The organism is Micromonospora rosaria, assembly GCF_001567585.1.
Lineage (GTDB): Bacteria > Actinomycetota > Actinomycetes > Mycobacteriales > Micromonosporaceae > Micromonospora > Micromonospora rosaria.
In genome coordinates, this window is record NZ_LRQV01000118.1 from 1 (window position 1) to 22,380 (window position 22,380).

Below are 22,380 nucleotides of genomic sequence, written 5' to 3' on the forward strand. Positions count from 1 at the left end.
GTGCACATCGCCGCGATCAACGAGTGGCTGTGACCGACTTCGACACAGGCCCTAGTAGTGCAGAACAGTTCTCGAATATTAGGTGGTGATTCGGCCTCGCCAAGCATCTTCTGAGACGGCCATTTGAGGGGTCCGCGCACTCGAATTTCTGATTGCAAGTCCGCCACTGAACGGGATTAACCTTCCGAGGTTCGACTGACGCCCAGGTGGGCTCCTGTATGAATGCTAAGTAACTCCGTAACCCCATGCCAACTCTGTTCCTGATGTAGTGGGGTTATGGCGGTGCCTGCACCTCGAAGCACCGCCACGCTTTGCTGGTAGCTGGGATGTGTGGTGAGTTGCGCTTTGACGTGCGGAAAGGCGTACACCGGGATCTCGGAACCCAGCGCCTCGTTCAGGATGCCGAGGGCGAGGGTGTCGTTGATCCCCTGCGCCCACTTGTTGATGACGTTGAACGTTGCCGGGAGGACAGCGACAGCGGTGGCCGGCGGGTGGGGCTCGGCTTCGTCGGGCCTGCGCCACTCGACCCTGACCGGGTGCCCCGTCTGTCGGGCGAGTGCCTCCCGGTCGATCCAGGTGGCGGCGGTGGGCGTGGCGATGAGGCAGACCGTCCAGCCGTCCTCAATGAGCAGCCCGATCAACTCGCCGATCCGTAACACCGGTGGGGCTGCGCAGACGACCAGATGCAGGACTCCGCGTGCGTTCATACGAGCAGCCCGGCCCGCTCTGCCAGCGGTCGCAGGCCCGGTGTCGCGGTACGCCGTTCCCGCGCCAAGAGGTCGAGCAGGAGGGTGCGGGCCTGGATGTTGGTGTGAACCGCCTCGGCTGCGATGCGCTCGGCCTCAAGCAGGTGCAGCACCGAGGCTGAGCGGTCGCCGGAGGAGATCATGGCTGCGGCGGCGAGGTCGACGTGCACCTGGGCGCGCCTGCCCACCAGTACGGTCGGCAGCCGAGTGGTGTCGAGCTGCGCCCCGAGCGCCAATGCTCGGTCGGCGTTCTCCGCTCGTACCGCGGCGGATACCGCATGGATGACGACGTTCGTCGGACCGAAGCCCGTCCACAGCCGGTTCCGGTCGGTGCCCAGCGTCGACGCCAGCCCTTCGGCGCGGGTCAGGAGCTGGCTTGACTCCTTCGCTTGCCTCCGCTTCGCCGACATGAGCGCCGCCAGCAGGAGGAGGGCCCCCTGCGCGGACAGCAGGTCGGGGTCGCTCGTTGCTGACGTGGAAGCGAGCCGGTCGATGCTGGTCCGCACCATCTGCTCGGCCTCGGCCGACCTGCCGGGCAGCCGCCTGAGGCCGCAGGCCGCCTGGTAGGCCGCGACGGCTGTCAGCGCCTTGTCGCCCGCCGACCGGGCGGCGCTCGCTGCCCGATCGGCGGCCAGCAGCGCGGTGTCACCGTCGCCCACCTTCACCGCGAGTTTCGACGCCGCGATGTACGCGGCGGCGAGCAGCCGGAACGCATTGCCTCGGTGCGCCCCGCCGGCCCCGGTGGAGAGCGCGGTCGCCTGCCCGAGCACGTCGGGCAGCAGGCGCGCGGCGGAGCTGTAGCTTGCCCGCTGATAGAGATTGTGGGCGCGGCCGACACTACGCCGAACGTCGACAAGCGACTGAGTCGGTGCGGCGGGGGGCATCAGGTAGTTGGTGAGGAAGTCCCGAACTCCGTCGATCAGTTCGGGGCGAGTGGCACCGGCAATGGACTGGGGGTGCTCCTGTCCCATGGTCGCCTGTCCTCGTCGTGCTGCCACCGATACGTCCGCGAGCATGTCGTCAAGCTGTTCGAGGGTAACCTGCAACGCTGCGGCGATCCGTCCGCGATGCCACGGCTGCGGGTCCGTCTCGGCGTTCTCCCAGCGCACCACGGTCGACCGCTCCACGCCGAGCAGGTGTGCCAGTTTCTCCTGGCTGAACCCGAGGGCCTTGCGCCGCTGACCGAGCCGGTGTCGCTTCAGGGCCACACGCGACCTCCCTCCATCCACTCGCCACTGTAGTAACAGGCTGTCGATGATGCGGGTACGCAGATGCATCACTTCTGCGTCAGGCCAGCTCCATCCGGGCTGTGGTTGCCGGGCTGTCAGGTGACGAGGCTGGACCCGTGGCTCCGGGGCGGTGGCCGCCCGACTTGAACATGGCGGCCTGCCCTTCCTGCCCCGGCGCTGCCGCACCTGTTAACAGGGGGCCCTTTACCTACCGAATGCGTTAACAAGGGCCCCCTCCTTACACACCGGAGGTGGGATGAAGCCGGAGGAGACGGCGAGTCGGTGGCTGCGGCTGGTGGTCGCGGACGCGGAGTTGTCGCCGTACCTGATCGGGGTGGACCTGCGGCGGCTCGGCGCGCACCTGGCCGCGAGCGTCACCGCCGCGCTGGCCGGCCGACCGGTCGACGACCCGTGGCAGGGGCTGGGGCTCTCCGAGGAGCAGCACCGGCGGATCCTGGACTACCTGATCGGTGTGCTCTGGGCCTCCGACCTGCCCCAGGAGCGGATCGCCATGGTCCGCACGGCGGTCGGCGGATGAGCCACCGTGCCTGGCAGCCGGCCGAGGTCGTGCACCACGAGCTGCCCTGCGACGAGGGCATCGCCATCCTGACGCTGCGTCCCACCTGCCCGCTGGAGCATCGCCCCGGCCAGGCCGTGCCGGTGCGCACGCCCCGTCACTCCGAACAATGGCGCTGGTACTCCCCGGCGAACGCCCCGCGCCCGGACGGCACCGTCGAGCTGCACGTGCGCGCCGTGCCCGCCGGCACCGTCTCCCGCAGCCTCGTCCACGAGGTACGCCCCGGCGAGCTGCTGCACCTCGGCCCGCCCACCGACACCGGGCTGCGGTTGGGCGGCGGACGGGACCTGCTGCTGGTGGCCCGCGGCACCGGGCTGGCCCCGCTGCGCGCCCTGGTCGAGCAGGTGGCCGCCGCGCCGGCCGGTCGCCGGGTGACCCTGGTCGTCGGGGCCCGCACCTTCGCCGAGCTGTACGACGCGATCACCCTCGACGTGCTCCAGTGCGCGTACGACTGGCTGCGGCTGGTGTCGGCGCTCTCGCACGACCCGCAGGCCGAGCCGGGGGAGCGGGGTGACGCCCTCACCCTCGCTCTCGACCACCGTCGCCCCGACCAGGAGGTGTACGTCTGCGGCCCGCCCGCGATGCTGGCCGGCTCGCGGCTGCGGCTGCTCGCCGCCGGGGTACCCGCCGACCGCATCCACCTGCCGCACCGGATACCGCCCCCGCACGGGTAGCGTCGCGCCCGTACCCGACGCGACGGACGGCGATCTGCTGGCTGGCTTCACCCCCGCCCAGCCGTACAACATGGAGGCCGCCGTCGGCGCGCCAGAAACGCCCGGCGTGCACGTGGTCGTCGACGGTGGCACCGTCGTGTACGTCGGCTACACCGAGAACCTGCGCAACCGCCTGCGGCAACACCTGACCGGCAACCGGGCTCCTCTCGCTGATCGTCCGTGCCCTACAGCCACCGTGGACGAACTTCCGGTGCATAGGCTGGGCGGATGTCGTTCGATGATCTCGAAGCGGAGATGCGGGCCGACCCGAGGAAGCAGGCGGCCTTCGCCGCACTGCTCGACGGCCCCTATCTCGACAGGGCGGTCGCGGCCAACCGGGCGTACCTGACGGCCGCCGTCCCCGAGCCGGCCTCGACCGAGCGCGACCACTGGGCCCTGTCCTGCCAGCCGCGTACGAACGGGGGCGGCTGTCGACGGTCAACATGCGCCGAATGGAGACCTTCGTCCTGCTGCCTCCGAAAGGCGCGGACGAGGACGTGTGGGGCTTCATGGTCGTCCGCGACTCGGTGCTGCGCCGGTACGCCGGGGCAGGGCAGGGGATCGAGGAGCGGTATCCGCACCTGACGTTCGACCGGACCCGCCGGTACCAGGATGCCGGTGACGACCAGGTGCAGGTCTTCGGCTGGTACGACGAGCTGATCGACGCCCTGGCTGAGGAGTCCTTCGCCGTCGCGGCCCGCGAGTTGGCCACCTCGCTCCTGACCGCCAGGACCAACAACGCCCGGCATCACAACTACCAGCTCGCCGACCGGGTCCTCGGCCGGTCCTCCACCACCTGACGGCCGAAGTCTCTCAAGGCCTCCTGCGCGGTGACTGTCGGTGACGGGGCGTGACTGCAGGAAAGATTATTAACAGTTGTTTCGTCTCCGCGGTTGACATTGTGCATCGACGGGTATCAGGCTGAGAGAGCGCTCTCTTGGCTAGTCGAGGGCGGCCACCAGCCGGTACGTGTGCCGCTTTTCGATCCCGCGCTGGCCGCCGACGGCCGGGGCGAGCCGGAGGGCAGCCCGTCCCCCATCCTGGAGGAGTCACCTTGCGTAACAGACTCTCGTTCGGTAGGACGCTCGGCGCCGTCCTGCGTGGCCTGGTGGCGTTCCTGCTGGCCGTACCCGTCACGCTCGCCGTGACGCCGGGTCCGGCCCAGGCCGTCGGCCCCGCCCTGCTCCCCTTCACCGTCACCAACAACTCGGGCCGGGGCGAGGCCGTCTACCTGTACATCCTCGGCACCGACATCCGCCCCGGCGGGGGCCTCGGCTACGTCAACGCCGCCGGCACCTTCACCCGCTGGCCGGCCGGCGGCCTGCCGCCGACACCCGCGCCGGACGTGTCGATCGCCGGGCCCGCCCCCGGCGGCAGCGTCACGGTCCGCGTCCCGCGCTTCATCTCCGGGCGGATGTACTTCTCCTTCGGCCGCAAGCTCGACTTCCGGCTCACCCCCGACGGCCTGGTGCAGCCCGCGCCGTGGGCCGGTGCCGACCCGAACCGGGACATCCTCTTCGACTGGTCGGAGTTCACCTACAACGATGCCGGCCTGTGGCTGAACAGCACCCAGGTCGACCACTTCGCCGTCCCGCACGCGGTCTCCGTCACCGACGCCGCCGGCCGGACCAGCCGGACCGGGCAACTGGTCGCCAACGGTCGGGCGAACGTGATCAACGGGCTCCGGGCCCAGCCGGCGTTCGCCCGCTCGGTCGTCACCCGCTCCGACGGTACGGTGCTGCGCGTGCTCGCCCCCGGCAAGGCCATGGAGGCCGGCCTGATGGACCCGCGTTACCTCGACGCGTACATCACCTCCGCCTGGCAGACGTACACCAGCCGGACCCTCACCGTCGTGCCGCGCAGCGCCGAGCCCAACCGGCGGTTCTTCGGCCGTACCGTCGGCAACGACATGGTCTTCACCGACTCGACCGGTGCCCGGGTCGCCACCGTCGGCAAGCCCACCACCAGCAACGTCTGGGGCTGCGACGGCGTCTTCAACGCCCCGAACGTCCCGCCGTTCATCGAGCCCGAGATCAAGCGCACCCTGTGTACGGCGCTGGTCCGGGGCACCCTCGGCCGCTTCGACGTCGAGCCGAACCTGACCGCCGCCAACTTCTACCGCAACAGCGCCCCGAACCACTACTCGCGCCTGATCCACGCCAACATGGTCGACGGCCGGGCGTACGGCTTCCCGTACGACGACGTCGGCGGGTTCGAGTCGCTGGTGCACAGCGGCGACCCCCGCTCGGCGGGGATCACGCTGACCCCGTTCACGGGCTGACCACCGCTCGCAGATCCGACGACGGTCCGACCCGCACCGGGTATGCGACGGGCCGTCGTCGGCGGGCGTGGGACGTTCAGGTCAGCAGGGTCACCCGTAGCTCCGCGCCGGGGTTGAGCCCGCCGACCACCTGGCCGCCGGCCGGGTCGTGGACGGCGACGGTGTTGTTGCGGCGCATCAGCTCCCGCACCGACAGGGGGAGCGGCGGCGGGTTCGACATGGTGTCGATGACCTGCCGGCCGGTCGAGATCAGCCGCAGCGCCAGGGTGGCACCGTCGGTGTCGACCCGGACCCGGGCGTACTCCCACCCGCTGGTGGTGAGGTCGAACAACTCGAACAGGCGGGCCAGCAGCGGCTGCGGATCGGTGATCCGGTCGAGGCGGGACGCCCGCTCCCCGAGCACCGTCACCGCTGCGGCCACCTGCACGTACGGGTGCAGGCCGCCCGGCAGGGCGAACAGCGGCCACCGGAGCTGCGCCGCCGCCTCCCGCCACAGCGGGCGGTAGTTGCGGCGGTCCACCATGAGCCGGTACCCGGTGCGGCGGTGCAGGTCGGCTGCCTGGGCGAGGAGGAGACCCTGGGCCTCGTCGGCGGCCTCGTGCACGATCCGGGCCGCCACCGCGAGGCCGTCGTCGCCGTCGAGCAGTTGCCGGACCGTCTCGGCCTGGTCGGCGGCCGGCCTCTGGATGTGGGGGCCGAACCGGTGCCGGATCTCGTGCAGCATGGCCTCCTGCCGGCCCGGATCGGGCTGGACCTGCTCCTTACCCAGTACACGCTGGAGCCACCGCATGTCGCCTCGTCTCCACAGGCACCCGAGAACCCGGTCATGCTAACTGAGCCCGGCGGTCACCGGCGGGTAAGGTGCGAGGCTGCCGAGGGGAGGTGAGCGATGCGGGAACTCCAGGTGCCGCCGTCCGTCGAGGCGGAGCAGGTCGTCACGGCCGTCCTGGCCGACCTGCGCTCCGGCGACCACCGGGGCGTCGTGGTCGACTCGCCGCCCGGGGCCGGCAAGTCGACCCTGGTGGTGCGGGCCGCCGTCGTGCTGGCCACCGCCGGCGAGCCGCTGATCATTGTGGCGCAGACCAACGAGCAGGTCGACGATCTCATCGACCGGCTCGCCCGCAAGGCCCCCGAGCTGCGCATCGGCCGGCTCTCCGCCGCCGACTACCGGGCCCCGGAGCGGGTCACGGCGCACGAGCAGGTCCGGGTCGGGGCGAAGGTCGCCGACCTGGACAACCCGGCCGTGATCATCGGTACGGCCGCCAAGTGGGCCCTGGTCACCGAGGGGCGCTGGCCGTGGGCGATCGTCGACGAGGCGTACCAGATGCGCTCGGACGCCCTGTTGCGCGTGGCCGGACGCTTCGAGCGGGCGCTGTTCGTGGGGGACCCGGGGCAGCTCGACCCGTTCTCGACCGTCGAGACCGCGCGGTGGACGGGCCTGACCTGGGATCCGATGCAGTCGGCGGTGGCGGTGCTGCTGCGGCACAACCCGGAGTTGCCGCTGCACCGCCTGCCGGTGTCGTGGCGGCTGCCCGCCTCGGCCGCGCCGGTGGTCGCGGCGGCGTTCTACCCGTTCACCGGGTTCCGGGCCGGCACCGGGCCGGTCGACCGGACGTTGGCCTTCACCGCCGCCGGGCCGGGCGACGCCGTCGACGCGGCGGTGGAGGTGGCCGCCGCGTCCGGCTGGGCGCTCTACGAGTTGCCGGCCCGGCACACCCTGCGGACCGACGCGGAGGCGGCCTCGGCCTGCGCGGAGTTGGCGCTGCGGGTGCTGCGGCGGGGCGCGGTCGCGGTCAGCGAGCACGCACCGGCCGGCGCGCCGGTGAGCGCGGACCGGATCGCCGTCGGGGCCGCGCACCGCGACCAGGTCGCGGCGATCCGCGCCCACTTGGGCCCGGCCGGGGCGGGCGTCACGGTGGACACCGCCAACCGGCTCCAGGGCCGGGAGTACGACGTCACGATCGTGCTGCACCCGCTCTCCGGGCGGCGGGACGCGACCGCGTTCCACCTGGAGTCGGGGCGGCTCTGCGTGCTGGCGTCCCGGCACCGGCACGCCTGCGTGGTGGTGGCGCGGGCGGGCATCGGCGAACTGCTCGACGCCCATCCGTCGACCGAGCCGGTGCACCTCGACGTACCGGTGAAGTTCCCGGACGGCTGGGAGGCCCACCAGACGATGCTGCACCTCCTGTCGACCTCTACCGGAAACCCGGCATTTGGCGGTGGAAATTCCACCGTTCAATAGGTGCGGGCAGGTGCCGTAGTGCGGCGGGTGAGTGTCGGTAGCGATATGCCGACAGTTCGTCCCGTGCACGATGGCTGGCGATCATTCGATGACTCTTCATATGCTCGGCGAACGAACGTAGATTGACCCCCGTCAACTGACGGTGGCTGATCTATTCCGCTTCCGCGCGTGATCCGCGAGGTGTCGAATGGTCCTTCCACGTCCCTTTCGAGATGCGCTCGCCGCCGCGCTGGCTGGCGTCGTCGTGGTCGCCGTCCTGCCCACTGGAGCCCGGGCCGCCACTGCTGAACAGCGTCGTGCCTTGGCCGGCTACCTGGCAGCCCATCCCGGTGGTGAAGTAATCAACAGCAACGAGATCAGTTACGGCGGTGGCAAGATGATCGTCACCCTGCGCCCGTCACCCATTCGTCCGATGGGCGTGGCCGACTGCCCGGCGGGTTGGTTCTGTTTCTACGAGTGGCCCAACTACGGTTACCCCCGCGGGCGGCTCTCCGACTGCGGCCGGCAGAACCTCGCCGATTGGCAGTGGCATTTCCGCACCGAGTCGGCGCATCACAACATGGGCAGTGGGAAGGTCCGTTTCCTCTACCACGGTGAGCGGCTGTTCGAGATCGGCCCAGGCAACCGGGTCCGTAGCGACGCGGTTCCGTACCGGAACTGGGCCAACTACGTCGAGCGGGTGTGCTGACCCTCAGTGGCAGGTGCCGTCCCTCTGCTCGGTGGTCCGGGTAGTACCCAGATGGAGCTCGTAGCTCAACTGTCCGCCCGTGTCGTCACTCACTTCGTGGCTGAGCAGCCGACCGTCCTCCAAGCCAACTGTCACCGTCAACTGGCGACTCTCCCCATCCTCGATGAAGAAAGCGAGTCCGGGGCGTCCGCCCCGGTCGTGGTAGGCGCCCCGGAAGCCGATGCCAGGCAGCTCAGCCACCTGGCGCAGCAGCGCTGCGTGCTGCCGCCGCGTGAGCTGGTTGTACCGGAGGATCCGGACGATCGTCAGCAGGCTCCCGGCAGCGTCCTGCAACTCCGGCGGTTGCTCGTTCCGCAGCGCTGTGAGCTGTCTGCGCAGCACCACCGGGTTGTCGGACGGTGCCGCAGGCACCTCGGTCGTCAGGTCGCCCGGTCCGTACCGGAACGGGGTGGTGGTGATCGGCCGGCCCTCACGCACGTTGGTCACCACCCGCTTACCGGCTCGGGTGTCGTCCCACCACAGCCATTCGTCGCGGTAGGTTGTCAGGTCGATCCGGCTGGCTCTAGGGTTCTGTCCCGACCAGACCCGGGAGTGGACGCAGGTGAGGGGCCCTTCACCGGGCGGTTCGGGCAGATTCTCGACTGCTGTCGCGAGTTCGAGCAGCCGGCTGCGGGCGTACGACGGGGTCGAGTACGGCTCCTGCGGTGCCTGCCTGACCGGCGGAGTCGGGGAGGTCTCGTCCGGCCGTCCGACCCACACCGCGAAGCCACCGCAGAGAGCCAGTACGCCCACGAGCGCGGCACCGAGCCGGCGGAGGTCCCGTGAGTTCCAGCGGCGCACCGACGTCGCCGGTCGTGCCAGGCGGCGGTTCGGCAGTGGCTTGTCAGCCGGTCGGGCCGCTTTCCGCGAAGTGCGGCGGTTACGGGCCCGGCTCGACCGCCTGTTCAACGTGTCCGTGCGTGACCCGTTGCGGGCCGCCGACGCGTTCACCGGGAACCGGGCGGCATTCCCATCCCCCGTCGACACGCCTGTCGGCGGGGTTGGTGGCGCCGGAGCAGGGTGTGGCAGCACGAACTCGGCGGGAAGCTCATATGCCGGAACTCGTGCGCCGGCCCGCCGGGGCCGGGCCTGGTCCGGCGGCTGGATGCGCCGGTCGGGTGATCGGTGCGGCTCGGTGAGGCGGGCCAGGACGGCCTCTTCCCGCGCACTGCGGGCAGGCAATTTCTTGCCCCGGAACACGACTGGGACGTCCCCGTCGGACGGAGGCGTGACCGAGGGCGCGAATTCGCGGCGGTACGCCTCGGCCGCCTGGGCCGCCAGCCGGAAGTACCATCGCTGTCCGCCCGGTTCGGCGTTGGTGAAGGTCGAGCAGACCAGCGCCTGACCGACGAGGGTGAGCAGATACTGTGCTCTCCAGTCCTTCGCCAAGCCGCGTCCGCCCGCCGCCTTCCCGGCTGCCAAGTGGCCCGCGCGGGCCACTTGGGCCAGTGACGGCAGCACCTGTCTGTCGTCGGCTGCCCCGGGGTCGATCATGAGGTCGATCAGCGCCTCGGCCTGCCGGGCAGGCAGCGACGCGAGGTGCGTACGGAGTTGGGTCAGGCGGAGGTAGGTAGGGTCTCGGGTGACCGGCGCGTCGTGCCGAAACGTACCGATATCCACCAGAGAAAATCGCGCTATGTCGATGACGCACCGTCGCGAGCAGGGCAGCAGGATGTTGGGCGGGTGCAGGTCGCCGTGGCAGTTGCTGACAATCTGATCGATCGGCATCGCCGACAATGGCGACCTCTTCGTCAGTAACCGCAGCGGGTTCGGCACGATCGGGCCGGCCGGATCCAGCCGGATCCAGTCGGCTCGTTGCTTCCATGGGCCGAAAAGTGCGGCCGTCTTACGTACCCCGTGCTCCGCCTTCGCGTCGGTGACCTCGCGGCGGACGAGCCGTCCTGCCGTGGTCGACGACAACTCGAACTTCCGGGTCCATCCGAGGAGCGCCTCGAACACCTTCTCCATGGCCTGCACGGCGTCGTCGTGACTGAGTTGATCGAGGGCGCAGACGCGGTCCGCCCCGTTTGCGAACTCCAGGAAGAGTAGATGCCTGCCATCAGCGAGGCGCAGCGGTGGGTAGGGCTGCTTGACCAGGTGTCGTGCAGCGAACTCGGCGTCGGCCGCCAAGGCCTGCTCGTGTCGCGCGGCCTCTCCGGCGTCGACACCATGCGGAAGCACCTTCACCAGGAGCTTCTGCGGCCCGGTGCGATGGGCGTCCAGGAGGATCGAGAAGAGTTCGGCGACGTGCCCGGCCATGCTTTCCGGCTGCGCCGGTGCCCGGACCTGCCCTACCGGCCATCCGCGTAACCCGTGCCGGATCACTGGGTCCTGGATGTAATCGTCCAGGCCGTCGTGCCCTCTGCCCATGTCACTCGTTGACCCCTTCATCCAGGGAACGCGGACGAGCGGTATGCCGTCCAGTGGAAGTAGCGCGTGAAGATCGCCCGCGCAGCCTACCCCGAACTGGGCAAAACGTGAATACCTCGCGAATGAGGTGATTCATTCCGTTGCTCTTCTTTACTCACCATGGGTGATCGACTCGTAGCCAGAAGTGTGCCTCGCGGTAGAATCAGGGCTCGAACCGGGAGGCTGAGGTGACAGATTCCCTGCTCATGCGGCAAAACAAGCCCGAGATGATGGCCCTGCTCCGGGCTATGGCCATCTGTCACTCCCGCGCCCAACGGCTGGACAACCTGCGGCTTTCCATCTCGGTCTTCGTTTCCCTGGCCGGCGCGGTCGTCGCCGTCACCGGCACCTCGGCCACCGTCGTCACTGCCGTCGGCGCAACCTGGGCGGCCGCCAACGCGGTCGGGCTGGGCACCTGGTCACGCGGGCAGGTCCGGCGGGCGGCCGTCCTGCAGGAGATGTTCGACGTGGACCTGTTCGGCCTGCCGTGGAACGAGGTTGCCGCCGGGGAGCGACTCGGTTCCCACGAGGTCAGCCGGCTCGACCGGGCGTACCGGGGCAGCGAGAAGTACTTGCGGGACTACTACGAGGTTCCGCCGTTGCCGCACCCGTACGACATCCTCGCCTGTCAGCAACAAAATCTCGGTTGGGGGGCGCGGGTGCGTCGCCGCTATGCCCACAGCGTGCTTGCCGGGGTGGCGGTGTGGATGTTGGCGGGAGCGACGTTCGGTCTGGTGGCCGGCCTGACCGTCGCCCAGGTGCTGTTGCAGTGGTTTGTCCCGTCGTTGGGTGCCCTGCTGCTTGGTCTCGAGGTGTACCGGGGGCAGCGGGACGTGGCCGTCGACCGGGACCGGGCTTTGAGGATTTTGCACCAACGCATCGCCAGAGCCGTCGGGTCGGGCGACGCGGGCAGCGCTCAGGGCCTGCTCCTCCTCGCCCGGCAGGCACAGGACCTGATCTTTCGGAGCCGGCACGAGCAGACGCGGGTGCCGAACTGGTTCTTCCAGCATTTCCATCCCGCCGACCGGGTCGACTTTCAGGCGGCGATGGTCGACCTCTCCAGCCTGCTGAACGTGTCTGCTCCGGTGGCCCGCGTCGACTGACGAACGGCTCATCTGCACGCCTGAACAATGAATCGAAGATCGCGATCTCATTGATCGACTGAAGTTGCTGTCTCAATGGTGGCGATCCGACCATCTTCATTTCCACTTCGGATAAGACTGGCCTGGTGCCCGCGAGGGTGATCGTCGTCGGCGATGCGTGGCCGTCGATCCGTGGCAGACTGGCCGTGTCGATGGGTGATGACGTCGACACGGGAGGTGATGGTCGTGTGGGATGCCGGCGACCCGTCCGACTGGTCGGTGCGGAGGTTCGGCCCGACTCTCGCGGGTGCGCTGCGCCGGCAGGTGCCGGCCGCCCTGCACCGCGCCGTCGAGCTGGCCCGGGGCGCCCGTGAGGCGTCCGAGTTGGACACCGACCACGCCTTCGGCCCGGTCCGCTGGAAACAGCAGTACGAGGCGCTGCACGAGTACCTGCGCGAGCTGCCCGACGTGACCGACGTGCATCCGCCCGGCGCGCAGGTGCGGGTCACCATCTGCCGGGACAATCTCCTGTTGCCCTGGCGGTACGCCAAGCGCGGCGACGTGGACATGCGGGACGTCCGGCCCGGCCGGGACCTCAGCAGGCTGATCCGCGATCTGCTGATCCTCTTCGGTCCCGCGCCGAGACACGAGGAGCCGATGCTGCCGATGATGCCGCCCACCCCAGGCGAGAGCCGGGACCGTGAGCCGCTGCGCGAGGCGGTCGCACAGCTCGCCGCCGAGCCTCAGGTGATCCTCATCGGCTTCGCCTGTACCTCGGAGGCCGGTCTGCTGCGCGCCTCGTGGGGTGAGGCGGCCCTGGTCCGCGACAGCGAGCTGGAGTGGGGCCCGGTCGAGGACCTGCCGCTACCCGGCGGGACCGTCCGCTGACAGAGCCGGTTCGCCCCGCTCGCTCTCCACTCCGCCACCCCTTCGCCCCCTTCGCCGCGCCGTCACGTCGCCGCGCCGTCAGGACTGCCGCGCGGTCCACCGGCAGCCGGTGGACCGCCGGGTCGGGGGTTGTGAGAAGGGGACCCCTCTCTACCGGAGGCGTTAACAGGGGGCCCCTTCCTTCCATGACGCCGCTGCGTCTCACGCGGCTGCGCCCACCGCAGGGCGGCAGCCGGGGTCAGGACGCGGGCACGGCGGCGGCCTGCTCGGTGGCCTGGTCGAGCCAGCGGCGGTACCACCGGGCGAAGCCCAGCGGCGTGCCGTCGGTGTCCACCATCGGCGTGAACCCGCCCTCGTCGGCGGTGCGGTCGGTCCACATGGTGCCCCGGGCCGGGCCGCTCACCACCAGGGCGTCCCGCAGGGCGCAGCCCCGGTGGGAGAGGTAGACCAGGCCGATGAAGTGCGCCGGGTCGTACATGATCGCGTCGTGCTGCTCCCACCAGGCCTCCTCGGCCGCGGTGAACTCCTCGGCGGTGGCGAAGTCGTCCTCGTCGGGATGCTCGGGCAGGCGCAGCGCCGGGTTGACCGGCTCGGTGTACGGGAACGGCTGGCTCAGCGTCTCCCGGGCGGTGATCTCGGCGCCGTCGCCCTCCCACTCCCACCGACCATCGACCCGGCGCAGCGGGAACAGGCCGTAGAACGGGCCGGCGCCACCGCGCCCCACCTGGCGCAGGAACGAGCGGTACTCCTCGGGCAGCTCCACCCGGACCTGGGTCTCCAGCTCGGTCAGCTCCGCCTCGGTCAGCGGCGGCTCGACCACCCATCCGTGCTCACCGGCGCCGAACACCGTCGCCGCGGTCGGCGCGGCGGCCAGCCGGGCGAGTCGCTCCGGCACGTCACTCCAGTCGTGTCCCGTCACGCCCGGCACCATACCGACCCCCACCGACACCGCCGGGCTCCGTGGCCCTGCCGGCCTTCGCCGGTCTGCCGGCTCGACCAGGCGGCCGTACCGGGCGGACCGACGCCCGTCTGCCGGCATCCGGACAGCCGGACGCGGCCCACGATCGGCCATTCGTACCTAGGGTGGAAGGGACATGGCCCAGTGGGCCTTCCGGTCGGGGGGCGGCAACCCCGCGGTCGGGTCCCGGCCCGGCGGCGGAGCGGACGCGGGAACGACTCCGCCGCCGGGATCCGGACGGTTCAGCCTGTCGGCTCGCCACCGCGCCCTCCCCGGGCCGGGAGTGTGAGAAGGGAACACTTCTCTACCGCAGGCGTTAACAAGGGGCCCTTCCTTACCTCCCTGCGGGCAGGTAGTCGAAGGTGTCGGGGTGGGCGCCCTGCCGACCCGGCTCGCCCTTGTCCAGGCCGGTGATCCGCTCCATCGCCGTGTCGTCCAGCTCGAAGTCGAAGATCCGGAAGTTCTCCTCGATCCGCTTCGGCGTGGTCGACTTCGGGAAGACGATGTCCCCGCGCTGGATGTGCCAGCGCAGCACCACCTGGGCCGGCGTCCGGCCCACCTCCTCGGCGACGTCGACGACCGTCGGGTCGTCGAGGACCCGGCCCTGGGCGATCGGGGACCACGCCTGGGTGAGGATCTGGTGGCGGTGGCCGTACGCGCGCACCTCCTCGTTGCCGAAGTACGGGTGCACCTCGACCTGGTTGACCGCCGGCACGACCCGGGCCTCGGCGACGAGCCGTTCCAGGTGCGGCACCTGGAAGTTCGACACCCCGATGGAGCGGGCCCGGCCGTCGCGGCGGAACTCCTCCAGGGTCCGCCAGGTGGTGACGAAGTCGCCGTCGTACCGGGTGGGCAGGGGCCAGTGGATCAGGAACAGGTCCAGGTAGTCGAACTTCAGCGCGTCCAGCGTCGACTCGAACGCGGCCCGGGCGTCGTCGGGCCGGTGGGCGGCGTTGCTCAGCTTGCTGGTCACGAAGACCTCGTCCCGGGCCAGGCCGGCGGTGCGGATCGCCTGCCCCACCTCGGCCTCGTTGCCGTACATCTGGGCGGTGTCGATGTGCCGGTACCCGGTCTCCAGGGCGGTCCGGACGGCCTGGACGGTGTCGCGCGGCGTGATCTGGAAGACGCCGAAGCCGAGTTGGGGGATGGTGTTGCCGTCGTTGAGCGAGATGTCGGGTACCGGGTTGGTGGTCATGCCGGCTCCTTACCGGTGGACTGCGGCGACGGGAACCGACCGCGTGCGCGCCGAGAGGGCCACCGGCCGGACCACCGACCTGTCGTACCCGCCGGGGCGGTTTCCTCACGTGAGCCGGGCGTCCGGCACGGGCGACGACCGGGCGTCCGGGGCGGGTGACGAACCGCCCGGGTGGGACATGGCGGGACAAAACCGAAACTGCCCCCGCCGGGACGGCGGCGGGCGGCCATAGCCGGTCGACCGCCCCTTGTGGAGGCACGAACAGGTGGTCCTGGCGGACCGAAAGGTCCCCTTTCGCAGGTCATTGACCTGCATCAAGATGGTCGGATGTTCGGCTCACGGGGGTCGGGAGGCCGGGCACGGCGAACAGGAAGGGCGAACACAGGTCATGCCTTTCTCAGGCAGGAGGGTGCTGGCCGCCATCGCGGCCGGAACGCTCGTGGGTACGGTGGCGCTGATCAACCCGGCGTCGGCCCAGCCCAACAACAACTCGGCCAAGAAGCTGACGAAGGCGGTGACGCTCAAGGGCGTCCTCAAGCACCTCGACGCCTTCCAGGACATCGCCGACGCCAACGACGGCAACCGCGCCTCCGGGACGCCGGGCTACGACGCCAGCGCCGACTACGTGGCCAGGCTGCTCACGAAGGCCGGGTACCAGGTGACCCGGCAGGAGTTCGAGTTCCCGTTCTTCCAGGCGTTCGGCTCGTCGTTCGCGCAGGTCGCGCCGAACCCGGTCAGCTACACCGAGGGCACCGACTACGACCTGATGGAGTACTCCGGCGACGGCGTGGCACAGGCCGAGGTGGTCGCCGTCGACGTGAACCTCACCGCGCCGCGCGCCTCCTCGTCCGGCTGCGAGGCCAGCGACTTCGACGCGGTCGACGTGACCGGCAAGATCGCCCTGCTCCAGCGCGGCACCTGCGGCTTCGGTGACAAGGTCGCCAACGCCGAGGCCGCCGGGGCCATCGGCGCCATCGTCATGAACCAGGGCAACGGCACCCCGACGGAGAACCCCGACCGGTACGACCTGCTCATCGGTACCCTCGGTGCCCCCGTCGGCATCCCGGCCGTCTCCGTCTCGTACGACACCGGGGCGGCGTTCGCCACGACCGCCGGCCTGACCCTGCGCATCGAGGCCGACACCTTCTCGGAGATCCGTACCAGCTCGAACGTCGTCGCCCAGACCCGGCACGGCCGGACCGACAACGTGGTGATGGCCGGGGCGCACCTGGACTCGGTGCTGGAGGGCGCGGGCGTCAACGACAACGGCACCGGCACCGCCGCCCTGCTGGAGGTCGCCCTCCAGATGGCGAAGGTCAAGCCGCGCAACGCGGTCCGGTTCGCCTTCTGGGGCGCGGAGGAGGCCAGCCTCTTCGGCTCCCAGTACTACGTGGACCAGTTGACCCCGGCGCAGGTCGCCGACATCGCGCTGTACCTGAACTTCGACATGATCGGCTCGCCGAACTACGTCTTCGGCGTCTACGACGGCGACGACTCCGCCGGTGAGGGCGCCGGCCCGGGTCCGGAGGGTTCGGCCGCGATCGAGAAGGTCTTCCAGGACTTCTTCGCCTCCCGCCGGCTGCCCACCGTCCCGTCCGACTTCACCGGCCGCTCCGACTACGGCCCGTTCATCGCGCCCGGCATCGACATCCCCGCCGGTGGTCTCTTCACCGGTGCCGAGGGGCTGAAGACCGCCGAGGAGGTCCGGCTCTTCGGCGGGATCGCCGACGTGCCGTACGACCCGTGCTACCACGCCACGTGCGACAGCACCACGCCGGTCGCCGACGGGGCGGACCGTGAGCTGTACCGCCAGCTCGGGAAGAAGTACAAGCTGTGGGGCAACGTCAACACCCACGCCCTGGACGTCAACTCCGACGCGGTCGCCACCGCCGTGATCACCTTCGCCTTCGACACCTCGACGGTGCACGGCGTACGCGGCCCCGGCCGCCCGGCCGCCACGGGGCACGGCGCGCACCAGGGCCACGCCCACCCCACGGCGGACGCCCACGGGCACGGTGCCGCCCTGCGGTGAGCTGACGCACCGTACCGCGACGTATCAGTCGTCCTCCCGGCCGGGGCCGGCCCTCCGTCGGCCCCGGTCAGGGGTGCAAGAAGGGAACCCTTCTCTACCGTATGCGTTAAGAAGGGGCCCTTCCTTCCCCCGGTGGGGGTGTGGTGGTGAGTCGCCAGTACTGGCGCTTGCGGTCGTCGCGGACCACCACGCCGAGCCGGGCCAGCTCGGCCCGCAGTTCCCGGGCGTCGTCCCCCTTGTCCCGGTCGACGGCGCGCTGCCGGGCCCGCAGCAGCGCGTCCGCGCCGACCGGCAGGCCGGGCAGCTCCGGCACCCAGCGCCGGAACGCCTCCCGGTGCGGGTCCTGCGCCGCCCACGGCCAACCGTGCTGCCGGAACGCCGCCTCCAGCCGCCCGGCGTCCAGGTCGGACCGTTCCCGGGCCAGCTCCTCGTCGGCCGCGCCGAGCACGACCAGGTCCTTGCCGTCGCGGAACACCGCCCGGACGCCCCGGCGGGGCACCGCCTGCTCCGTGCCGTCGCGGCGCAACCGGCACCGGTCGACGTCGACGGTGACGGTGAGCCGTTCCGCCGTCCCGACCAGGGCGACGACCAGCCCGGCCAGCGCCCCCAGGGCGACCGCCCCGATCGTGGCGTGCGGCTCCGGCAGCCGGTCGATCGCCGCGAACAACCCCTGCACCGGGAACCAGGGCAGGTCGGCGACGAACCCGGCCCCGACGGCGAGCCCCCAGCCGGCGACCGCGCCGAGCACCGGGAACCCCGCCCACATCAGGACCAGCTCCCCGGCCCCGCCGCCGACCACCGTCGGCGAGCCGTACCCGTCGGTCCGCACGACTACGACACCTCCCGCCGCAGGGTCCGGAGCAGCCCGGCGGCCATCGGCGCGACCAGCCAGACCAGCAGCGACACGCCGAGCCGGGCCCACTGCTCCCCGCTCACCCCGGCAGTGTAGAGCGGCTCCATGGTCAGGGCGGTGTCCAGCCAGCCGGCCGGACCGCGCAGCGCGCTGATCGTCGCGCCCAGCGTGGACCAGACGATCGGCAGCACCAGGTACGTCACGATGGCCAGCGGGGTGTGCGACAGCAGCAGGCCGAACGCCGCCCCCATCAGCACCCCGGCCACCTGGAGCACCGCCGCGTGCCAGAACAGCGCCGGCTCCGTCCGCCACACGTCGGCCGTACCGGTGGCGTCGGCGACGAACGCGCCACCGGCGGCCAGCGCGAGGCTGACCAGGACCGAGGCGAGCGCGGCCAGCACCACCGCGAGGAGCTTCGCCCCGATCACCCGTTCCCGCCTCGGCACCAGGGCGAACGTGCCCAGCGCGGTGCGCTGCGACCACTCGCCGGTGACGGAGAGGATGCCGAGCACCGGCAGCAGCACGCCGACCGGCAGCAGGGTGGCGGTGAACAGGTTCCCGAGGGTCCGCTCGGCCGCCGGGGCCCAGATCAGCATCACCGCGACCAGCGCGGCGGCCAGCAGGCCGATGCTGAGCAGCAGCCAGAACCCGGCCCGGGTGTCGACGAGCTTGCGCGACTCCACGGCGGTGAGCCGGAGCAGCGACGGCCGGCGTACCCCGGCGGGTGGTCGGGTGGCGACGGCGGGTGACCTCGGCGCGGCGGTGGTCATCGGACGGCCTCCTGGACCGAGGTGCCGGCGGTCAGGGCGAGGAAGATCTGTTCCAGGCCGCCGCTGCCGGCCGGTCGGAGTTCGGTGAGGGCGACCCCGGCGTCGGCGGCGGCCTGCCCGACCACCCCGGCCGGCGCCGCGACCAGCAGCCCCCCGTCGGTGCCACCGGTCGCGTCGAGCCCGGCCGCGCCGAGCGCGGCCCGCAGCGCGTCGGGGTCCCGGGCGCGGACCAGGGTGCCGGCACCGGAGAGCAGGTCGTCCCGGTCGCCCTGGGCGACCACCCGACCGCCGCCAATCACCACCAGCCGGTCGGCCACCGCCTCCACCTCGCGCAGCAGGTGGGAGGAGAGCAGGACGGTGCCACCCCGGTCGGCGAAGTCCCGCAACAGCCCCCGCATCCAGAAGATCCCCTCCGGGTCCAGGCCGTTGGCCGGCTCGTCGAGGATCAGCCCCCGGGGGTCGCCGAGCAGCGCGTACGCCAGGCCGAGCCGCTGCCGCATCCCCAACGAGTACGCCCGCACCCGCCGACCGGCGGCGGTCGGGTTCAACCCGACCCGGCCGAGCGTGTCGGGCACCCGCCCCGGCGCAACACCCATGGTCTGCGCCGCGACGGCGAGCACCTCCCGGCCGGTCCGTCCCACGTGCTGCGCGGAGGCGTCCAGCAGCACCCCGATCTCCCGGCCCGGGTTGGGCAGGTCCCGGTACGGCCGCCCGGCCACGGTGGCCCGGCCGGCGCTGGGCGGGGTCAGCCCGCAGATCATCCGCATGGTGGTGGACTTGCCGGCCCCGTTCGGCCCGAGGAAGCCGGTCACCGTGCCCGGCTCACACCGGAATGTCACGTCGTCGACGACGGTGTGCCGTCCGTACCGCTTGGTCAGTCCTTCGACCTCGATCATGCCGACAGCCTGCCCGCGCCGTCGGGTCGGCCACAGCGGCCGAGGGTCGACCGGCGGACCGCCCTCGGTCGAGGATGAGGTCTCGACTTTGGTAGCTGTCCGGACCGGCCGCGACGTGCCTAGCATCGACGGGTGACCAGTGCCGCCGTACCGGATCATCCCTGGCTGTTGCCGAACGCCCTGGTCGCGGCCGAGCCGGCCCGGCGGTCCCGCCGGACCCCCCGCGACTGGCTCGTCGACGGTGCGTTCTTCCTCGTCGCCCTCGGCTTCCTGGCGGTGGCCCACGACGACGCCCGGCAGGCCGCGCCCACGTTCGCGCTGAACGCCGGCCCGGCCTGGCTGCTCGACACCGACACCCTGGTCGGGCTGCTCTGCGTCGCGGCCCTGTGGCTGCGCCGCCGGTGGCCGGTCGGGCTGGCGCTGGCCATGCTGCCGATCGCGGTCTTCTCGGTCACCGCCGCCGGGGCGATGCTGGTCGTCCTCTTCACCGTGGTGGTCCACCGGCCACTGCCGGTGGCGTCTGGCGTGCTCGGGGCCCACCTCGCGGTGGTGCCGCTGTCGCTGACGGTCCGGCCGGACCCGGGGATGTCCCAGCCGGCGGCCACGGTGTTCGTCGCCACCATCCTCGGGGCGATGGTGGCCTGGGGAATGTTCGTCCGGGCCCGCCGGCAACTGGTCGTGTCGCTGCGGGACCGTGCCGAACGGGCCGAGGCCGAGCAGCAGCTCCGGGTCGAGCAGGCCCGCCAGGTCGAGCGGACCCGGATCGCCCGGGAGATGCACGACGTGCTCGCGCACCGGATCTCCCTGCTCAGCCTGCACGCCGGGGCGCTGGAGTTCCGCCCCGACGCGGCGCCGGAAGAGATCGCCCGCGCGGCGGGCGTGATCCGCAGCAGCGCGCACGCGGCCCTGGAGGACCTCCGCGCGGTGATCGGGGTGCTCCGGGCCGACACCGACGCCCCGGGTTCGGCGACCCCGGAGCCGCCCCAGCCGACCCTCACCGACGTGCCGGCCCTGGTCCGGGAGTCCCGGTCGGCCGGGATGCGGATCGAGTTCACCGACCGGGTGACCACGCCGGAGGCGGTGCCCGCCGCGATCGGCCGCACCGGGTACCGGATCGCGCAGGAGGGGCTGACCAACGCCCGTAAGCACGCCGCCGGCGCGGCGGTCGACGTCCGCCTCAGCGGCGGGCCGGACGAGGGGCTGACCGTGCGGATCCGCAACCGCTGGCCGGTGGGCGGGCCCACCACCCCGGATATCCCCGGCGCGGGTACCGGCCTGGTCGGGGTGGCCGAGCGGGTCGCCCTGGCCGGCGGGCGACTGGAGTACGGGCGGGACGGGGCGGGCGACTTCCGCCTGGCCGCCTGGCTGCCGTGGCCGGCGTGACCGGGGTGGCCGGCGACACCGCCGTGGGGCCCGGCGATGTCGGCGGGCGGCCCGTCCGGGTGCTGATCGTGGACGACGACGCGCTGGTCCGGGCCGGTTTGTCGATGATCCTCGGTGGGGTGCCCGACCTGCTCGTGGTCGGCGAGGCCGCCGACGGGGACGAGGTGGGCGCGGCCGTGGCCGCGCACCGGCCGGACGTGGTGCTGATGGACATCCGGATGCCCCGGGTCGACGGGCTGGCCGCGACCGAGGCGTTGCGGGCGCTGCCCGAGCCACCGGAGGTGTTGGTCCTGACGACCTTCGACGCCGACGACCACGTGCTGCGCGCGCTGCGGGCCGGAGCCGGCGGCTTCCTGCTCAAGGACACCCCGCCGGCCGAGATCGTACGGGCGATCCGGCGGGTCGCGGCGGGCGAGGCCACCCTCTCCCCGACGGTGACCCGCACCCTGATCCAGCACGTCACCGCCGCCCACGGGGTCACCTCGCCGGGCACGGCCCCGGCAGGCGCAGCCGCGCCGGGCCCCGGGGCGACAGCGGGCGGGACGGCGACAGCGGGCGGGGCGGCGTCGGCGGGCGCGTCGATGGCGCGGCGGGACCGGGCGCGGCGGCTGCTGGCCGGGCTGACCGAGCGGGAGCGGGAGGTGGCGGTCGCCCTCGGCCAGGGGCGGACCAACGCGGAGATCTCCGCCGAGCTGTTCATGAGCGTCGCCACGGTGAAGGCGTACGTCTCCCGGCTGTTGACCAAGCTCGACCTGAACAACCGGGTCCAGGTGGCCCTGCTGGTCCACGACGCCGGCCTGGTCTGACCTGCGTCGGCGGGCCGTCACCGGGGGTACGCGCGACCGGGGGCGAAAACGCCGCCGACCGGGCCTGGCGGGATTGAACCGGCGCAGCGTGTTCCCCGTACCAGTGCACGAGGATGCGGCGCTCAGCCGCACCGCTGCGGAGCTGCGGGAGGGTTACCGTGCGAGTTGGTCAGCAGTCGACGGATCCCATCGACCAGGTGTTGGGTGAGGTGCCGGTGCCGGCACCGCTGACCCCCGAGGACGTCCGGCTCGCGGTCCGGGCGTTGGTGGTGCACGCCGCCGAGGAGTGGCCGAGCGGGCCGCTGTGCCGCAACGACGGCGCGTCGTTCCCGTGCCGGCTGCACCGGTGGGGACGGCGGGTGCTGGAGACCCACGGGCTCAACGAGCGTCAGATCGACGCGTTGATCCGGCACGGCAACCCGTTCGTGCACGTGCCGTTCCCGTTCGTGGTGAACGGGCCGTCGACTGCCCGCACCGGGGCGATGCCGGCCCGACCCGGTGCGGGGGTGCCGGCCCGGCCGGGCGCCGCGCCCCCGCGCCCCGGCGCCGCACCCGGCCGCCCCGGCACGCCGGTGGCCCACGCCGGGGCGGTG

22 protein-coding genes are annotated in these 22,380 nt (G+C 71.8%); 13 read left to right on the forward strand and 9 right to left on the reverse strand.

Translation table 11 applies throughout. From position 1 onward, the window contains the following. Positions 1-176: 176 nt before the first annotated feature. Both AWW66_RS24660 and AWW66_RS24665 read right to left on the reverse strand, forming a co-directional pair. Complete coding sequence (locus AWW66_RS24660) at positions 177-707, reverse strand: flavoprotein (RefSeq protein WP_083978897.1); 531 nt, start codon at positions 705-707, stop codon at positions 177-179. Beyond that, entirely contained in the window at positions 704-1,954 is a 1,251-nt protein-coding gene (locus tag AWW66_RS24665) for a helix-turn-helix transcriptional regulator (protein ID WP_067371001.1), read from the reverse strand. Before AWW66_RS24665 ends, AWW66_RS24660 begins: the two co-directional genes overlap by 4 nt. A gap of 277 nt (positions 1,955-2,231) precedes the next feature. Here AWW66_RS24665 and AWW66_RS24670 point away from each other — a divergent pair, with 277 nt between their 5' ends. The 5 genes from AWW66_RS24670 (at position 2,232) to AWW66_RS24685 (ending at position 5,546) form a co-directional block, all read left to right on the forward strand. Next, a complete protein-coding gene (locus AWW66_RS24670; protein ID WP_067371003.1) occupies positions 2,232-2,513 on the forward strand; it encodes a globin family protein in 282 nt (93 codons plus the stop codon). Next, positions 2,510-3,226, forward strand: coding sequence for an FAD-binding oxidoreductase (locus AWW66_RS24675; protein ID WP_083978901.1), 717 nt, complete (start codon positions 2,510-2,512; stop codon positions 3,224-3,226). Before AWW66_RS24670 ends, AWW66_RS24675 begins: the two co-directional genes overlap by 4 nt. A gap of 70 nt (positions 3,227-3,296) precedes the next feature. After that, positions 3,297-3,614: a GIY-YIG nuclease family protein gene (locus AWW66_RS36555; protein ID WP_396890686.1), complete on the forward strand. Its 318-nt coding sequence runs from the start codon at positions 3,297-3,299 to the stop codon at positions 3,612-3,614. 103 nt (positions 3,615-3,717) lie between these two features. Next, positions 3,718-4,065, forward strand: a complete 348-nt coding sequence (locus AWW66_RS24680; RefSeq protein WP_067371005.1) for a hypothetical protein — start codon at positions 3,718-3,720, stop codon at positions 4,063-4,065. A 254-nt stretch (positions 4,066-4,319) separates the two neighbouring features. Next, a complete protein-coding gene (locus tag AWW66_RS24685) occupies positions 4,320-5,546 on the forward strand; it encodes a beta-1,3-glucanase family protein (protein ID WP_342671940.1) in 1,227 nt (408 codons plus the stop codon). 76 nt (positions 5,547-5,622) lie between these two features. Here the strand turns inward: AWW66_RS24685 and AWW66_RS24690 are convergent, their stop codons facing one another. Beyond that, a complete protein-coding gene (locus tag AWW66_RS24690; RefSeq protein ID WP_067371010.1) occupies positions 5,623-6,336 on the reverse strand; it encodes a hypothetical protein in 714 nt (237 codons plus the stop codon). Positions 6,337-6,435: 99 nt separating this feature from the next. On the opposite strand from AWW66_RS24690, the gene AWW66_RS24695 reads away from it, so the two are divergent. Further along, the gene (locus tag AWW66_RS24695) at positions 6,436-7,788 is read left to right on the forward strand and encodes an AAA family ATPase (protein ID WP_067371012.1); all 1,353 of its coding nucleotides are present in this window, start codon (positions 6,436-6,438) and stop codon (positions 7,786-7,788) included. A 187-nt stretch (positions 7,789-7,975) separates the two neighbouring features. After that, entirely contained in the window at positions 7,976-8,476 is a 501-nt protein-coding gene (locus tag AWW66_RS33975) for a peptidase inhibitor family I36 protein (RefSeq protein WP_157527861.1), read from the forward strand. Positions 8,477-8,479: 3 nt separating this feature from the next. Here AWW66_RS33975 and AWW66_RS24705 read toward each other — a convergent pair whose 3' ends face one another. Then, on the reverse strand, positions 8,480-10,885 hold the full coding sequence (locus AWW66_RS24705) for a hypothetical protein (RefSeq protein WP_067371015.1): 2,406 nt from the start codon (positions 10,883-10,885) through the stop codon (positions 8,480-8,482). A 227-nt stretch (positions 10,886-11,112) separates the two neighbouring features. Between AWW66_RS24705 and AWW66_RS24710 the strand changes: the two genes are divergently transcribed. After that, positions 11,113-12,027: an S-4TM family putative pore-forming effector gene (locus AWW66_RS24710; RefSeq protein ID WP_067371019.1), complete on the forward strand. Its 915-nt coding sequence runs from the start codon at positions 11,113-11,115 to the stop codon at positions 12,025-12,027. Between the two features lie 198 nt (positions 12,028-12,225). Then, positions 12,226-12,894, forward strand: coding sequence for a hypothetical protein (locus AWW66_RS24715; protein ID WP_067371021.1), 669 nt, complete (start codon positions 12,226-12,228; stop codon positions 12,892-12,894). A 238-nt stretch (positions 12,895-13,132) separates the two neighbouring features. Here the strand turns inward: AWW66_RS24715 and AWW66_RS24720 are convergent, their stop codons facing one another. Further along, the gene (locus AWW66_RS24720; protein ID WP_245648471.1) at positions 13,133-13,813 is read right to left on the reverse strand and encodes an SMI1/KNR4 family protein; all 681 of its coding nucleotides are present in this window, start codon (positions 13,811-13,813) and stop codon (positions 13,133-13,135) included. Positions 13,814-14,186: 373 nt separating this feature from the next. After that, a complete protein-coding gene (locus tag AWW66_RS24725) occupies positions 14,187-15,047 on the reverse strand; it encodes an aldo/keto reductase (RefSeq protein ID WP_067371022.1) in 861 nt (286 codons plus the stop codon). A 409-nt stretch (positions 15,048-15,456) separates the two neighbouring features. On the opposite strand from AWW66_RS24725, the gene AWW66_RS24730 reads away from it, so the two are divergent. Further along, positions 15,457-17,079 carry a M20/M25/M40 family metallo-hydrolase gene (locus AWW66_RS24730; protein WP_067371024.1) on the forward strand — a complete coding sequence of 541 codons (1,623 nt, stop codon included), beginning with the start codon at positions 15,457-15,459 and terminating at the stop codon, positions 17,077-17,079. Between the two features lie 106 nt (positions 17,080-17,185). Here AWW66_RS24730 and AWW66_RS24735 read toward each other — a convergent pair whose 3' ends face one another. Genes AWW66_RS24735 through AWW66_RS24745 form a run of 3 tightly spaced genes read right to left on the reverse strand, consistent with a single transcriptional unit; the run spans position 17,186 to position 19,598 of the window. Beyond that, positions 17,186-17,908, reverse strand: a complete 723-nt coding sequence (locus AWW66_RS24735) for a YqeB family protein (RefSeq protein WP_067371026.1) — start codon at positions 17,906-17,908, stop codon at positions 17,186-17,188. Between the two features lie 2 nt (positions 17,909-17,910). Beyond that, the gene (locus AWW66_RS24740) at positions 17,911-18,702 is read right to left on the reverse strand and encodes a hypothetical protein (RefSeq protein WP_067371027.1); all 792 of its coding nucleotides are present in this window, start codon (positions 18,700-18,702) and stop codon (positions 17,911-17,913) included. Continuing rightward, entirely contained in the window at positions 18,699-19,598 is a 900-nt protein-coding gene (locus AWW66_RS24745) for an ABC transporter ATP-binding protein (RefSeq protein ID WP_067371028.1), read from the reverse strand. Before AWW66_RS24745 ends, AWW66_RS24740 begins: the two co-directional genes overlap by 4 nt. A gap of 132 nt (positions 19,599-19,730) precedes the next feature. On the opposite strand from AWW66_RS24745, the gene AWW66_RS24750 reads away from it, so the two are divergent. From AWW66_RS24750 to AWW66_RS24760, 3 genes are all read left to right on the forward strand, one after another. Beyond that, positions 19,731-20,981 (forward strand): sensor histidine kinase, encoded by a 1,251-nt coding sequence (locus AWW66_RS24750; RefSeq protein WP_067371029.1) that lies wholly within the window; start codon positions 19,731-19,733, stop codon positions 20,979-20,981. Beyond that, entirely contained in the window at positions 20,960-21,787 is an 828-nt protein-coding gene (locus AWW66_RS24755) for a response regulator transcription factor (RefSeq protein ID WP_067371031.1), read from the forward strand. Before AWW66_RS24750 ends, AWW66_RS24755 begins: the two co-directional genes overlap by 22 nt. 158 nt (positions 21,788-21,945) lie before the next feature. Then, positions 21,946-22,380 (forward strand): hypothetical protein (locus tag AWW66_RS24760; RefSeq protein WP_067371035.1); only part of this gene is annotated, 435 nt, incomplete at its 3' end.

Coding starts and splice junctions, on each gene's coding strand:
- AWW66_RS24660 (WP_083978897.1), bottom strand. CDS start 707: ATGAACGCACGCGGAGTCCTGCATCTGGTCGTCTGCGCAGCCCCACCG.
- AWW66_RS24670 (WP_067371003.1), top strand. CDS start 2,232: ATGAAGCCGGAGGAGACGGCGAGTCGGTGGCTGCGGCTGGTGGTCGCG.
- AWW66_RS24675 (WP_083978901.1), top strand. CDS start 2,510: ATGAGCCACCGTGCCTGGCAGCCGGCCGAGGTCGTGCACCACGAGCTG.
- AWW66_RS36555 (WP_396890686.1), top strand. CDS start 3,297: ATGGAGGCCGCCGTCGGCGCGCCAGAAACGCCCGGCGTGCACGTGGTC.
- AWW66_RS24680 (WP_067371005.1), top strand. CDS start 3,718: ATGGAGACCTTCGTCCTGCTGCCTCCGAAAGGCGCGGACGAGGACGTG.
- AWW66_RS24690 (WP_067371010.1), bottom strand. CDS start 6,336: ATGCGGTGGCTCCAGCGTGTACTGGGTAAGGAGCAGGTCCAGCCCGAT.
- AWW66_RS24695 (WP_067371012.1), top strand. CDS start 6,436: ATGCGGGAACTCCAGGTGCCGCCGTCCGTCGAGGCGGAGCAGGTCGTC.
- AWW66_RS33975 (WP_157527861.1), top strand. CDS start 7,976: ATGGTCCTTCCACGTCCCTTTCGAGATGCGCTCGCCGCCGCGCTGGCT.
- AWW66_RS24705 (WP_067371015.1), bottom strand. CDS start 10,885: ATGGGCAGAGGGCACGACGGCCTGGACGATTACATCCAGGACCCAGTG.
- AWW66_RS24715 (WP_067371021.1), top strand. CDS start 12,226: ATGACGTCGACACGGGAGGTGATGGTCGTGTGGGATGCCGGCGACCCG.
- AWW66_RS24725 (WP_067371022.1), bottom strand. CDS start 15,047: ATGACCACCAACCCGGTACCCGACATCTCGCTCAACGACGGCAACACC.
- AWW66_RS24740 (WP_067371027.1), bottom strand. CDS start 18,702: ATGACCACCGCCGCGCCGAGGTCACCCGCCGTCGCCACCCGACCACCC.
- AWW66_RS24745 (WP_067371028.1), bottom strand. CDS start 19,598: ATGATCGAGGTCGAAGGACTGACCAAGCGGTACGGACGGCACACCGTC.